The 14,065-nt window shown below is 42.7% G+C and carries 11 protein-coding genes; 10 read left to right on the top strand and 1 reads right to left on the bottom strand.

Going from position 1 to position 14,065, the window contains the following annotated elements; translation table 11 throughout:
* Nucleotides 1-45 precede the first annotated feature (45 nt).
* The 3 genes from AC1DPK_RS30770 (at nt 46) to AC1DPK_RS30780 (ending at nt 1,697) form a co-directional block, all read left to right on the top strand.
* A complete protein-coding gene (locus tag AC1DPK_RS30770; protein WP_076270117.1) occupies nt 46-306 on the top strand; it encodes a hypothetical protein in 261 nt (86 codons plus the stop codon).
* A gap of 134 nt (nt 307-440) precedes the next feature.
* Nucleotides 441-641 (top strand): hypothetical protein, encoded by a 201-nt coding sequence (locus AC1DPK_RS30775; RefSeq protein ID WP_477512627.1) that lies wholly within the window; start codon nt 441-443, stop codon nt 639-641.
* Between the two features lie 636 nt (nt 642-1,277).
* Entirely contained in the window at nt 1,278-1,697 is a 420-nt protein-coding gene (locus tag AC1DPK_RS30780; protein ID WP_477512628.1) for a GreA/GreB family elongation factor, read from the top strand.
* Nucleotides 1,698-1,768: 71 nt separating this feature from the next.
* On the opposite strand, the gene arfA is transcribed toward AC1DPK_RS30780, so the two are convergent.
* Nucleotides 1,769-3,280, bottom strand: coding sequence for an arabinosylfuranosidase ArfA (gene arfA, locus AC1DPK_RS30785; protein WP_477512629.1), 1,512 nt, complete (start codon nt 3,278-3,280; stop codon nt 1,769-1,771).
* Between the two features lie 159 nt (nt 3,281-3,439).
* Here arfA and AC1DPK_RS30790 point away from each other — a divergent pair, with 159 nt between their 5' ends.
* From AC1DPK_RS30790 to lacZ, 7 genes are all read left to right on the top strand, one after another.
* Entirely contained in the window at nt 3,440-4,342 is a 903-nt protein-coding gene (locus AC1DPK_RS30790) for an ArsR/SmtB family transcription factor (RefSeq protein ID WP_441882064.1), read from the top strand.
* A gap of 51 nt (nt 4,343-4,393) precedes the next feature.
* Nucleotides 4,394-5,968 (top strand): response regulator transcription factor, encoded by a 1,575-nt coding sequence (locus AC1DPK_RS30795; RefSeq protein WP_477512630.1) that lies wholly within the window; start codon nt 4,394-4,396, stop codon nt 5,966-5,968.
* A 3-nt stretch (nt 5,969-5,971) separates the two neighbouring features.
* Nucleotides 5,972-7,747 (top strand): sensor histidine kinase, encoded by a 1,776-nt coding sequence (locus tag AC1DPK_RS30800; RefSeq protein ID WP_477512631.1) that lies wholly within the window; start codon nt 5,972-5,974, stop codon nt 7,745-7,747.
* 174 nt (nt 7,748-7,921) lie between these two features.
* The gene (locus AC1DPK_RS30805) at nt 7,922-9,223 is read left to right on the top strand and encodes an ABC transporter substrate-binding protein (RefSeq protein WP_441882073.1); all 1,302 of its coding nucleotides are present in this window, start codon (nt 7,922-7,924) and stop codon (nt 9,221-9,223) included.
* A gap of 189 nt (nt 9,224-9,412) precedes the next feature.
* A complete protein-coding gene (locus tag AC1DPK_RS30810) occupies nt 9,413-10,252 on the top strand; it encodes a carbohydrate ABC transporter permease (protein WP_372239025.1) in 840 nt (279 codons plus the stop codon).
* On the top strand, nt 10,245-11,069 hold the full coding sequence (locus tag AC1DPK_RS30815) for a carbohydrate ABC transporter permease (protein ID WP_076270107.1): 825 nt from the start codon (nt 10,245-10,247) through the stop codon (nt 11,067-11,069). The genes AC1DPK_RS30810 and AC1DPK_RS30815 overlap by 8 nt, the downstream gene beginning before the upstream one ends.
* A 77-nt stretch (nt 11,070-11,146) precedes the next feature.
* The coding region (lacZ, locus tag AC1DPK_RS30820) for a beta-galactosidase, LacZ type (protein ID WP_477512632.1) at nt 11,147-14,065 on the top strand (2,919 nt) is incomplete at its 3' end.

Here is a 14,065-nt window from a genome sequence, read left to right on the forward strand (position 1 = left end):
GCTATACTAAACAGGTGCTATTTTATTGACAGCGGAGGGTTGCTCATGACTAATTCGAATTTCAGAAAGCGGATAGTTTGGTTCATTAACAGTGAGAGCGAACGAGTGTTAAGTAATTTGAAGAGCGGGGCAGTTAATAAAGAGAATGCTTTAGGAAGCTTTAATACGCTGTATCAGATCGCTTCATCAACAAGAGATACGGATACGATGGTAAGCTTGTGCGAAATGATCGACAAGGTAAGAGAATCGAATCATCGATCTGGATTATTTCATTTTACTGAGATGCGCAAAGGATCATTTTATTGACTCTATATCGTTTTCATAGGCGATTTCAAAGAAAAGAGACCGATTCCGGTCTTTTTTTGTTGATTCAATTATTTCCTGCGGGGTAAGTATTGTTTAAGAATAATCATACAACGAAGCTGAAGGGAGCACTGAGCATGAATAAACCTACTAAAAAGCTTAATAAATTGCTTTTGATAACGATGATGAGTATAGTTGTTATTTTTACCGCTTCCGCTTGCAATAATGATAAGGATGTTGACAATAATGGCAACAGCAACGTGATTGAAGACGGCGCCAATAACACCCCTGATACGACGGATGATGCCATAACAAACGATGATGCTACAACACCTTAAATACGCATTTCTATGTAAAAGTGAACAAAGTGAGAGCCTCTGAAAGAAGGCTCTCTTTGTCTTTCAACTATTTTTTTGATTTTTTCTTTTTTGCTCTCGAAATATAGGATCTCTCGCTTTTATGGCGTTTATGCGAACGGTTTGATCTGTTTTCTTGTTCGCCACCTACTTGATTTTCATCAACATAGCAGTATTGATAAAGGTGTTTTTCACAAGGAACACAGTGATGACGTGTAACAACGTTTACTTGGTGAACTACCTCTATGATTTGTGGATGGAAAACATCTCTGGTAACCGTTACTGGAGGATCATATACCCGGACTGTCGGACAAAATGGTCTGCAAGACAATATTGTCAGCTCCTTTCCTAGTAGTCTTCTATACAATATGAAACTCCCTTATACAATGCTTGTGCTACTGCCTTGCGAGACAAATGAGGATAGAGAAGCGCTAGGTTAATTCAATGGTTCGATCAAATAAAACTAGAGATTGGACTTCTGATTGAAGTCTGATAATATGGGAGCAAGGCCTCTACTCTTAGAGGCCTATATTTTTATAAGGAGGAAGCAGCAAATGATGCGAATCATCGTCCAAACCTTGCCGCTGCGCAATACGTCTTTAGGGGGTGAAGTATACTATGAACCATAGTCTTCCCTTAAATACCCTTAGAGATCAACTAAGGCTTCAGCTCGTAGTTTTGGGAGAAGAGAAGCAAGCTTTTCTTGATGCGCATGCGCCCAAACAGGAGTCAGAGCGTAAGCAAATCTATCAATTTATTACCGAATATGTACAGTTTGTCGAGAAAGAGCTGAAATCATCGGATGAGCGATTGCCATCAACCGTATTTATAGGCTGCGAGGTTACCATTTCTTATTTGGATGACGCTACCTCAGATACGTTCAAAATTGTTTATCCCCATGACGCAGATCCGGAGCAGAATAACATTTCGTTCCTCTCTCCTGTCGGAAGACAGCTGCTGATGAGCCGCATAGAAGATATTATATCGGTTGAGACGCCAGCTGGAGCTATGCGAATGCGAATGCTTCATATTCAATAGAACTAGAAAAAAACCGCTGAAGCTATAGCTTCAGCGGTTTTTTAGTATATTTTCTATTCTGAGAGGCTTAATTAACCTCTGTTAGTTTGAAGTCTGATCACGTTCCAAGATGCTTTACCGAGCATCGCTTTAACGTTTCCATGATCAGCTTTGGCAGTGCCGCGGTTATGAGGTACGACGTTGCTTGGGTTCGTTTTCGTATTATTTGCTTTCAAGTCATCATGCTCCAGAACGATATGCTCGATAATGCTTACATCGCCGAAGCTGCGCACATCTACATCAAGCTCAAGTCCTTCGGATAAATGACGATTGACGGCGAAAATAGTAATTTCACCTAGTTCCTCATTGAAAACGCTGATTGCTTCTAAATAAGGAACGTCAGTGAAATCCTTGGAATCGTATTTTGGTGATGAAATAATCGGATGAAGCACGGTTCCTCTTCCATAAACGGAAGCGTGAAGATAAGGATAATAGGTCGTTTGCAGCCATAATGGCCCGCCGGTCTCTGTCATTATTGGGGCGATGACATTAATCAACTGAGCGATACATGCCATTTTTACGCGGTCCGCGTGTTTGAGCAGCGTAATCAGGAAACAGCCTACAGCCAGTGCATCCTCAAGTGTATACACATCCTCGAATTCAGGTGGAGCTACTTGCCAAAGCTCTTCTGCTCGGCTTGAGCCTATCGAGTTCCATACATTCCACTCATCAAGCGAGAGCATCAGCTTTTTCTTGCTCCGTTTCTTTGCCTTCATATAATCGCAAATGGCTGTTACGCTGTAAATGAACTGATCCATATCAAGCGATTTTGCCAAGAAGTTGGAGGAATCGTTTTCGTTATTGTTGTAATACGTATGAAGCGATAGGAAGTCCACTTGATCATAGGTAAGGTCAAGCACGGTTGCTTCCCACTCCGCGAAAGTGCTCATGCCGCTAGATGAGCTGCCACAAGCAACAAGCTTGATGGATGGATCGACCCAGCGCATTGCTTTGGCCGTTTCATTCGCAAGTCTTCCATATTCCACAGCAGTTTTTGCCCCGATTTGCCAAGGTCCGTCCATCTCATTCCCTAAGCACCAGGTTTTAAATTTATGAGGCTCTTTATAGCCATGTGAAATGCGAAGATCGCTGTAGTAAGACCCTGATGGATGGTTACAATATTCAACAAGGTTTCTAGCCGCATCAATGCCGCGTGTTCCAAGATTTACAGCCATCATCACTTCTGAGCCGACAAGCTTCGCCCAATCTGCAAATTCGTTTGTTCCTACTTCATTCGTTTCTGTTGTCCACCATGCAAGATCAAGAAGACGTTTGCGCTCGGATTTAGGCCCGACGCCATCCTCCCAATTATAGCCGGATACAAAATTTCCTCCTGGATAACGTATAATTGGCACATTCAAAGAGCGAATGGCCTCCAATGCATCGCCGCGGAAGCCGTTTTCATCTGCGGTAGGATGGCCGGGCTCGTAAATTCCCCCATATACCGCTCTGCCTAAGTGCTCAATGAATGATCCATAGAGCCGTGGGTCGACTGCGGAAAGTGTGAAGTTTTTATCAATATGCATGGTAGATTTCATAGACATGAATAATTTTCCTCCTAGTTGAATTAATGTATTAACTAATTCATATTTGTTGATTTAATATCTAATATTTATCATAATAAATAAATACATTCAATACGATTGTTGTGAATTGCTTTAGGATTAACTAAATTACTAATTGTAAAAGCGGGTGAGTTTCACATGTATTTATCAACCGATGCAGCGTCGCTGCGTGTATACGAAGCGCTTGCGAGCGAAGTGCGCTTGCAAATTATTGATTTGCTGAACAACAAAGAGATGCATATAAAGGAGCTTGCTGCAGAGTTGTATTTGAGCAGCGCAATTGTAAGCACCCATGTCAACAAGCTGCAAAATGCCGGCCTCGTTAGTTATAGAATGCGCAGAATAAATGGAGGCACTTATAAATATTGCTCCTTGTCGGCAGAGTATCTCCAAGTTAAACTGTCTAAATATGCAGAGAGTTCTAGAAAATATAAGGAAGTGTCCATGCCGGTTGGACATTATACGGATATTGAAGCTGCTCCGACCTGCGGCATTGCATCGACGGAGAAGATGATCGGGCATTATGACATGCCCACTTATTTTATGGATCCTGAGCGTGTTCAAGCAGGGATTTTATGGTTCACTAGAGGTTTTGTTGAATACAAAATTCCTAATTATTTATTTAAGGATCAGGTCGTACAGGAAATTGAAATATCATTTGAAATTGGATCAGAGGCACCCTATGTCAATGAGAATTGGCCGTCAGATATTCAATTTACTCTGAATGAGCAAAAGCTTGGCATGTGGACGAGTCCTGGCGACTTCGGCCGGATGAGAGGCCGTTATTCACCAGATTGGTGGCATTCTGACGTTAATCAGTATGGCTTATTAAAGGTGCTTCGAATAAATAAAAAAGGTTCCTTTATCGATGGTCAGCAAATTTCTGATATGACGATTGATGATGTATCATGGAATCGTTCGCAGTGGACATTCCGCATAAGGGCGGATGATACGTCGCATGGCCGCGGCGGTCTCACCCTTTATGGAAAAGGGTTCGGGAATTATGACCAAGATATTGTTATTCGCAGCTATTATGAATGATTGCCTTCTTATTTGATAGAAAAAAATGACGGGGATGGCGGAGGTTTACGAATGGAAATTTCATGTCGTGTTGTTATTGTAGATGACGAACTATTAGTCAGGCAGGGAATTAAGCATCTGTTAAATTGGGAGCAGGAGGGCTTCCAGATTGTAGGAGAGGCATCAAATGGAAAAGAGGCGCTTGAGCTGATCGAGCGCGTCGAGCCTCATATTGTGATCACTGATATCGTTATGCCAGTTATGGGCGGAGAAGAGTTAACTCGTGCAATAAAGGCAAGATATCCAGAGATTGAAGTCATCATATTGAGCAGTTATGGTGAGTTTGATTATGTGAGATCGACCTTTCAAAGCGGCGTAGTTGACTATATTTTAAAACCTAAGCTTGAAGCTATTCAGCTATTAGACACGGTGAAACGAACGGCGCAAAAAATTCCGTCTCTGAAGCTAGTGGAATCAACTAACGAGGCTTTATCCATTAAACATATTGTAGAGAAGCTAATATCCGGTTACGAGATCGATGTGGATGACCACGTCCTTGCAGAAGCATTTCCTCATAACAGCTATCGGCTGATTGGGGCAGATTTGAAGTCTCTGAACAGCATGAGCAGGGAAAGATATGATGATTCCTATTGGCTCGACAAAATGAAAGCGGTACTCAGCAGCGAATGTCCGCAGGCGGTTTATTTTGCACTGCCGGTAGAACCTAATATGGCAGCTCTACTCGTCAATATGGATCAAAGCGAGCAGCATAGCTTGGTAAGAGCAGGCAGGGAGCTTGCTGCTTGGTCGGGAGAGCGGCTGAATGAGATTGGATGGACGATCGGTGAGACATTTGATGATTTGAGGCAGCTTGGTTCGAACTACAAAAACAGTTTTCTGAAATTAAACTCCTACCGTTACTTTCTTCCGCCCTCCAATCGTTTGATCGTACATGGCGAACTTCCAAAAACCTCGGATGAAATTGATGTCTTCAACATGAATCAATTTACTGAGCATTTGAACAGACGGCAATTCGATGAAGCGTTTGGCGAGCTGCTCAATTATGTGAATAGCCGTTCAAGCCAATATAAAACCGATGTTTTCGAGTTTAAATCCTTTTTAGGCAATGTCATTTTCAATATAACGATTTTATTGGGGCGCTTAGACCCAGCGATGAAAAAGCTAGATGAAACGAAGTATGCCTATTTCAAATCCATTGGTGAATCTTCTCATCTTAACGAGGCAGCTGCGCTCTTACAAGCATTTATTAACGAAGTGAATGACGTGGTTCAGGTGAGAGGAACAGCAAGCAGCAACCCGAATATGACGCTGCTGCTGCAATTTATTCGGGAGAACTATGCTGAGCCGCTTAGTCTGACGGAGATTGCCAAACATTTTCATTTTAATCCATCGTATTTGTCTAGTTATTTCACAGCGCATAATAAAGAAGGCTTTAGTGAATATTTGAATAAAATCAGAGTGGAGAAAGCGGCTGAGCTGCTGCAGCAAGACGCAGCGTCCATTTCTGAGATTAGCGGCATGGTTGGTTACTCAGATCACAGTTATTTCACGAAAGTATTTAAGAAGCTGACAGGTCTGTCGCCTAGTCATTATAGAAAACAATACATGGGCAAGAAGAGGGATTAGGTTATGAGAGTTTTTTTGGACAAATTTAAATATCACGGCCTATTTATAAAAATGTTTACGGTTACGCTTGTCAGCATCATTGCCGTGTCGCTGCTTACCTCTACCGTCATGATACAAATGTCAGAGAAGCTGTTCATGAATACCTTCAGCATTACAAATTCCAAAATCATCAGTCAAATTAAAGCGAACTTTGAATCCTTCAACTATTCGATCGTCACCGCCTCCAATAATGTGCTGCAAAATGGTTCGATAAAAGGTTTCCTCACAAAGCCGGATAAAAACGCTATTTCGTCGGTTAGCAGTTATTATGAGGCCAGCATGCAAATGAAACGGATTCAGTCCAATGTCGCTGCATACCCCGTCACCATTACGATCACAGGGATTAATGGTAAAAACCATTCGACAGACAGCTATTATTGGCCGAGTTCCTTGGAGAAGCTAAGAAATAGCCGCTTAACCGAGAATACGCTAGTCGCGCCAAAGCGGTTAATCTATCAGTTGGATATTGAGAACATGGTTGATACGTCAGCAGAAGATCCGATTATCGTTGCATCCAGGGCACTTATGGAAAAGACGAGCGCGAAAAAATACGGCATTGTTTATTTTGCAATAAAGGAAAGTGAATTTAAACGGTTTTATTCAAGCTTCACAAGCAGAGGCAATGATGTCGTTATTTTGGATCGATCTGGTTTGGTCGTTTCGAGCAATCGTCATGAGCTTATAGGAAAACAAGAAGATGCTCTGCTCGGTTACGCCAAAGAAATTGACGAGCAAAAATTAGATTTTAAAGATGTAAGCGTAATGGGGAAAAGCAACTTGGTGCTCTCTCAATATCTGCCCGTTTATGATTTTTATCTCGTTAATTTAATCGACAAGCAAGCAGTGCTCAGCGAGATGGTTGATTTTAAGACTGTTGCGCTTATTTGCATTGCCATTGTTTTCAGTGCACTTATTATCGTATTTCTTATATCAAGAAGATTGACGAAATCGTTGACGATGCTCGCTAGACAAATGTCGCGTATTACGGCCAATCACTTCGATAATTATATTAACGTCACAGGCAGCTATGAGATTAAGCAGCTCGGAAATGCTTACAACTATATGTTGGATGAACTAAATGATTATATTAAGCAGCTGATTCAGACGCAGAAGGATCAGCGCAATGCAGAGCTTTCAGCACTGCAAATGCAAATTAATCCTCATTTTCTTTATAACACATTAGCATCCGTCAAAATATTAGTGCAGCAGGGCAACAAGGAAAAAGCAGCAGCCACGATCAATTCACTTATTTCATTATTGCAAAATACAGTAAGCAACATCAGCGAAACAATCAGCGTAGCGCAAGAGCTCGTCAATTTAAAACACTACGTTTTCATTAACCATGTTCGTTACGGCGAGCAAATTGTCGTCAATTATTTTGTTTCGAATGATTGTTATGGGTATCATTTACCGAAGCTCATCATCCAGCCATTTATTGAAAATGCCTTTTTTCACGCCTTCCAAGAGCGAAATGACGGACATATTTATGTGCTTTTCTCGCGCGAGGAAAATGCATTAGTGATTGAAGTCGTCGACAATGGGGTTGGCATGAAGGATTATGACCATGAAAATCAGGACAACAGCTCGAGCAGCGGCAGCCATTTTTTCTCTGGAATTGGCATTCGAAACGTTCAAGATCGGATCGTTTTGCTCTATGGTGAGGAATTTGGCGTTGAAATTGTGAGTGATATCGGTGAGGGAACACGGGTGAAAATTAGGATTCCGCTCAAATCCTCCTAAAAAAAATACCAATAAACAAAATAAATCACAATTACATAATAACGATTGGAAAGGTAACAATAGAATGACAAAAGCACACAAATATATTGCTAACGGGTCAATTTATCGAGTTGATATAATTAAAATCGTTAGCCGGCAAACGCTTTCAAATAAGTATCCAAGGGGTTGAATGAATTGAAAAAACTACTTGCAATTATGTTGGCCAGCTTCGTACTGCTGACCGCATGTTCTAGTAAAGAAAACAATGTTCCTAACAATGGCGGTACACCTGCTGAGGGGACGAAGGAAATTACAGTATGGGCGTGGGATAAAGCTTTTAACATCGGTGCTATGGAGCGCGCAAGCGAAGCCTACAAAGCAAAAAATCCGGATTCCACTCTAAAAGTTAACATCGTTGAAAATGCGCAAGCGGATATTATTCAAAAATTGAATGCTGGTTTGAACGCAGGTACAACAAAAAGCTTGCCAACAATCGTGTTGATTGAAGATTACCGTGCACAAAGCTTCTTGCAAGCTTACCCAGAAGCATTTTTCGAATTAACAGATTTCATTAAGCCAGGCGATTTTGCCGATTACAAAATCGGGCCAACTAGCCTAGATGGCAAGCAATACGGCGTACCATTTGATACGGGCGCTGCAGGCTTGTACGTAAGAAAAGACTACTTAGAAGAAGCAGGCTATAAGCTAGCTGACCTTCAAGATATTGACTGGAAGAAGTTTATCGAGATCGGTAAAGCTGTGAAAGCCAAAACAGGCAAAGCACTTCTTACACAAGATCCGAATGACCTTGGACTCATTCGCATGATGATCCAATCTGCTGGCTCATGGTATTTGAAGGAAGACGGTACTACACCTAACTTAGCAGGCAACGAAGCGCTTAAAGAAGCTTTTGAAACATACAAAGAAATTATGAACGCTGACATCGTGAAGGTTATTTCTGACTGGAGCCAATTTGTTGGTGGATTCAATAGCGGTGATGTAGCAACGATCCCTACCGGCAACTGGATTACAGCTTCCGTTAAGGCTGAAGCATCACAGTCCGGCAAATGGGCAGTCGTGCCATTCCCTAAACTAACGAACAACCCGAATTCCGTAAATGCTTCTAACCTTGGCGGCAGCTCATGGTATGTCATGAACGTTGACGGCAAAGAAGCAGCGGCAGAATTCTTGAAACAAACATTTGGTTCGGATGTAGATCTTTATCAGAAGCTTGTAACAGAGATTGGCGCAATCGGTACACTTAAAGCAGCAGCTGCTGGCGATGCGTACAAGCAATCGGATGAATTTTTCGGCGGACAAAAGGTCATTGAAGATTTCGCTAAATGGACAGAAAAAATTCCAAAAGTGAACTACGGCATGCACACGTACGCGATTGAAGATATTCTCGTTGTAGAAATGCAAAATTTCTTAGGCGGCAAAACAATCGATAAAGTGTTAAGCGATGCTCAAGCACAAGCAGAAACGCAAGTTAAATAAATCAGAGCATACGGCAAGTGAATAAAACCTGGGGCTTCTCCTACTCCTGATTCGCATGTTCGGCTTCCGGCAGCAGGAGCTGGAGGAGTCTAAAGGTTTTATTTTTTCCGTAAAGAAAGGGGTTAGGCTAACGTGAAAGCAGCGAGGCCTGGCGTGAGTATTCGCACGAGAGCCAACTTAACTGGATGGATGTTCGTTATACTAGCCGTCATTATGATTGCGGCGTTCTATTTCTATCCGATGATTCAAGCGCTCATTTTATCGTTTAAATCCGGTAAAGGTATGAATCTATCATTTACAGGATTTGATAACTACGTTCGGCTATTCAGCGATAAAACGTTTTTGACTGCCGTTAAAAACACATTTATTTATTTGATTATTCAAGTACCCGTTATGATTGTTTTGGCTATGTTTATTTCTGTATTACTAAATGACAGCAAGCTGAAATTTAAAGGTTTTTTCCGTACGGCAATATTTTTACCGGCCGTTACCTCACTCGTTGCTTATTCCGTTATTTTTAAATACTTGTTTGCTACAGACGGATTGGTCAATAAAATGCTGACTAATCTCCATTTGGTCTCGACACCGATTCAATGGATCACGGACCCTTTCTGGGCAAAAATAACAGTTATCATTGCAATCACATGGCGCTGGACTGGCTATAATATGATTTTCTACTTGTCCGCGCTTCAAAATATTGATCACTCGATTTATGAGGCAGCAAAAATTGATGGCGCCTCCTCTACGAGACAGTTTTTTGGCATTACGGTGCCATTGCTTAAACCGATCATATTGTTTACATCCATTACTTCAACGATCGGAACCTTGCAGCTGTTTGATGAAGTTGTCAATATTACGAAGGGTGGACCAGGTAATGCGTCGATGTCCATTTCGCAATATATTTACAATTTGTCATTCAAGTATTCGTCCGATTTCGGCTATGCTGCAACCGTGTCGTATTCCATCGTCATCATGATCATCATATTGGCATTTGTACAGTTTAAAGCGGCAGGTGATAAAAATGGATAAATTAAAACGCATTTTTGTTTATATTTTTCTAAGTGTCGCTGCGTTCGTGTCCATCTTTCCATTTCTTTGGATGATTATCAGCGCTACGAATAAGTCGGCTGACGTAACGAAGGGAAGATTGCTTCCCGGCAGCCAGCTGTTTGAAAATTTAAGTCAGTTATTTGAGACGGTAGATATTGTTCCAGCATTGTTGAACTCGGCAAAAATATCGGTCACAACAACCATATTGGCCATGGTTATTGCCTCACTCGCTGGTTATGGCTTTGAGATTTATAAGAGCAAAGCAAAGGATGTTGTATTTAACATCCTGCTGTTATCCATGATGATACCTTTTGCGGCTATCATGGTACCGTTGTATCAAATGTTTGCAGGCATATCGCAAGCTGTTCCCTTTCTCGGCATAGACACGTTGTCTGGTGTAGTCCTTCCGACCTTTACCACAGCATTTCTTATTTTCTTCTTCCGTCAGAACACGAAGATGTTTCCGCGGGAGCTGCTGGAGGCGGGCCGAATTGATGGGCTTAACGAAATCAGTCTTTTCTTCCGTATCTTCATGCCTACAATGAAAACGACCTATGCAGCGGCAGGAATTATTACGTTCATGTCGAGCTGGAACAACTACTTATGGCCGCTCATTGTATTGCAATCGCCGGAGAAGAAAACAATTCCGATGCTCATATCCAATCTAGGATCGAGCTATTCACCGGATTACGGCATTATTATGACAGCGATCGTTATATCCACGATTCCAACTGCGCTAGTGTTTTTCCTAATGCAGAAGCATTTCGTAGCAGGGATGACGGGTTCAGTAAAATAAGCATAATCAGAGTCAGGCGGGCTGCTTGTTTCACCGCAGCCCGCCTGACTTTTAAATCCATTTAAGGGGAAAATAAAATGAATGAAATGAAACCGACGATAAATTGGCTTACCGATTTAAGCGTATTTGCTGTGAACCGGCTGCCAGCACATTCTGATCATCGCTATTACGAATCAATAGAGGAAGCAGCCGCTGATGACCAAATGGCACTTCGCTATGATCTAAACGGAAGCTGGAAATTCAGCTATGCCGTGAAACCGGAGGATCGTCCAGAGCGATTCTACCAATTGGATTATGTTTGCGATAGCTGGGGAGATATTAACGTGCCGGGACATATCCAAATGCAGGGTTACGGCAAACCGCAATATGTAAACACGATGTATCCTTGGGACGGTCATCATGATATTCGTCCACCAGCTATTCCGGAGGATCATAACCCTGTCGGCAGCTATGTTAAATATTTTAAGGTACCAGCTAATATGCAGCAAAAACCAGTCTACATTTCGTTTCAAGGTGTGGAGTCAGCGTTTTATGTATGGTTGAACGGTGAATTTGTTGGATACAGCGAGGACAGCTTTACGCCAGCGGAGTTTGATTTATCGCCTTATTTGGTGGATGGCGAAAACAAGCTTGCGGTTGAAGTTTATCAGCGCAGTACGGGCAGCTGGCTGGAAGATCAGGACTTCTGGCGTTTCTCAGGCATTTTCCGTGATGTTTATTTGTATTCCGTTCCAAGTATCCACGTCCGTGATCTATTTGTTCATGCAGATTTAAATGATGACTATACTAATGGCAGTATTCAAGCAGATATGAAACTCGAAGGACAGCAGCCATCGAGAATAAGGATGGAACTAAAGGATGCAGACGGTTTAACTGTTGTGACGGTTTCCTCTGATTCGGTCGAAGGTCCATCCTTATCCCTTTCATTAGATGCAGGTGTAGTGATCCCTTGGAGTGCAGAAAAGCCTTATTTGTATATGCTTTATATTACGGCTTATGATCAAGCAGGTCATCTCATTGAAGCGATTCCTCAAAGGGTTGGCTTCCGCAAATTTGAAATGATCAATAAAATCATGCATCTAAATGGCAAGCGTATCGTATTTAAGGGCGTTAACCGCCATGAATTCAATAGCCGCAAAGGAAGAGCGATTTCGAAGGATGATATGCTTTGGGATATTGCAACGCTCAAGCGCAACAATCTGAATGCGGTGAGGACCTCTCATTATCCGAACCAATCGTTATGGTATGAGCTTTGTGATATTTATGGCGTATATGTCATCGATGAGATGAATTTGGAGACGCATGGCTCATGGCAGAAAATGGGCGCAGTTGAGCCTTCGTGGAACATCCCGGAAAACAAGCCGGAATGGCAGCCTATCGTGATGGATCGTGCGATTTCCATGGTTGAACGCGATAAGAACCATCCATCTATTCTGATTTGGTCAGTGGGCAATGAAGCTTATGCAGGCGAGGTGCTCTTGAACGTATCGAATTATTTCCGCGAGACGGACCCTAGCCGTTTAGTTCATTATGAAGGTGTATTCCATAACCGCAAATATAACGACACAAGCGACATGGAGAGCCGGATGTATGCTAAGCCCGCTGATATCGAAGAGTATTTGAACGATGACCCGCAAAAGCCATATATTAGCTGTGAATATATGCATGCCATGGGCAACTCAGTAGGCGGCATGCATAAATACACGGAGCTTGAACAAAAGTATCCGATGTATCAAGGCGGCTTCATTTGGGACTATATTGACCAGGTCATCGTGAAGAAGGACCGCTATGGTAAAGAGTTTCTTGCTTACGGCGGAGACTTCGATGATCGCGCGACGGATTATAACTTCTGTACGAATGGTATTGTTTATGCGGATCGCAAGGAATCACCGAAGATGCAGGAAGTAAAATTTCTTTATCAGAACTTGAAGCTTATTCCTGATCGCCATGGCGTGACGATTAAGAATGAGAATTTGTTCGAGGGTACGGATGCATATGATTTAGTTGTTTGCCTCCATCTTGAAGGAAAAGAAATATTCCGCAGTACATTATCCGTAGATGTGGCTGCACAAAGCGAATCATATGTGAAGCTTGAGCTTCCTGAGGCAGCGGAGCAAGGGGAATATGTACTGCATGCTGCGCTCACATTGAAAGAAGATCAATTATGGGCACAAGCGGGCTATGAGATTTCCTTCGGACAATTTGTGTTTGTAGTGGAAAATCGTGTGGAAGCCGTGCATCCGGAAGGTTCGCTTCGAGTTGTCGAAGGTGATGTTAACATTGGCATGCATGGTCGCGACTTCAGCATCATGTTCTCTAAGCAGGCAGGCACGCTCACATCGGTCAATTATGCGGGAAGAGAGATGATTGCTATCCCGCCGGCGCCTTTATTCTGGCGTGCAACAACGGATAACGATAAAGGCTTCTCGCTTGGCTTCGATTCCGGTGTATGGTTTGCGGCAAGCCTGACACGTAAATGTACTCAAGTTGAACTTACCGAGCAGTCTGGAAGTGCAACCGTTACCTTCCAGTACAAGTTGAGCATTAGTTCGGAAGTGCTTGTCACCGTAGCGTATACCGTGTTCGCAGACGGCAGCTTGAACGTCAAATCCCGCTACAAAGGAGCGGAAGGGCTGCCGAAGCTGCCAATATTCGCATTATCATTCAAGGTTCTCGCAGATTATAGCCATTTGGATTGGTATGCCATGGGGCCGGAAGAGAACTACATTGACCGGGCATTTGGCGCAAAGCTTTGTGAGTTCAGCAACAATGCCGCAGACAATGTATCCGGCTATGTCGTGCCGCAAGAATCAGGTAATCGCACGGGCGTTCGCCGTGTAAATATTACGAATGATTATGGTCGCGGCATTCGAATTACAGCGCCTGCAGCGCAGCCGGTAGAATGCAATATTTCGCCTTATACAGCATTTGAGCTTGAAAGTGCCAGCCATCATTACGAGCTGCCGAACGTACATTATACGGTAGTTACCGTAGCC

It is taken from the genome of Paenibacillus sp. 01T424, assembly GCF_056398745.1.

Bases quoted from the DNA above. Each gene is read 5' to 3' on its own strand.
- AC1DPK_RS30770 (WP_076270117.1), top strand. From the start codon at position 46: ATGACTAATTCGAATTTCAGAAAGCGGATAGTTTGGTTCATTAACAGT.
- AC1DPK_RS30775 (WP_477512627.1), top strand. From the start codon at position 441: ATGAATAAACCTACTAAAAAGCTTAATAAATTGCTTTTGATAACGATG.
- AC1DPK_RS30780 (WP_477512628.1), top strand. From the start codon at position 1,278: ATGAACCATAGTCTTCCCTTAAATACCCTTAGAGATCAACTAAGGCTT.
- arfA (WP_477512629.1), bottom strand. From the start codon at position 3,280: ATGTCTATGAAATCTACCATGCATATTGATAAAAACTTCACACTTTCC.
- AC1DPK_RS30790 (WP_441882064.1), top strand. From the start codon at position 3,440: ATGTATTTATCAACCGATGCAGCGTCGCTGCGTGTATACGAAGCGCTT.
- AC1DPK_RS30795 (WP_477512630.1), top strand. From the start codon at position 4,394: ATGGAAATTTCATGTCGTGTTGTTATTGTAGATGACGAACTATTAGTC.
- AC1DPK_RS30800 (WP_477512631.1), top strand. From the start codon at position 5,972: ATGAGAGTTTTTTTGGACAAATTTAAATATCACGGCCTATTTATAAAA.
- AC1DPK_RS30810 (WP_372239025.1), top strand. From the start codon at position 9,413: ATGTTCGTTATACTAGCCGTCATTATGATTGCGGCGTTCTATTTCTAT.
- AC1DPK_RS30815 (WP_076270107.1), top strand. From the start codon at position 10,245: ATGGATAAATTAAAACGCATTTTTGTTTATATTTTTCTAAGTGTCGCT.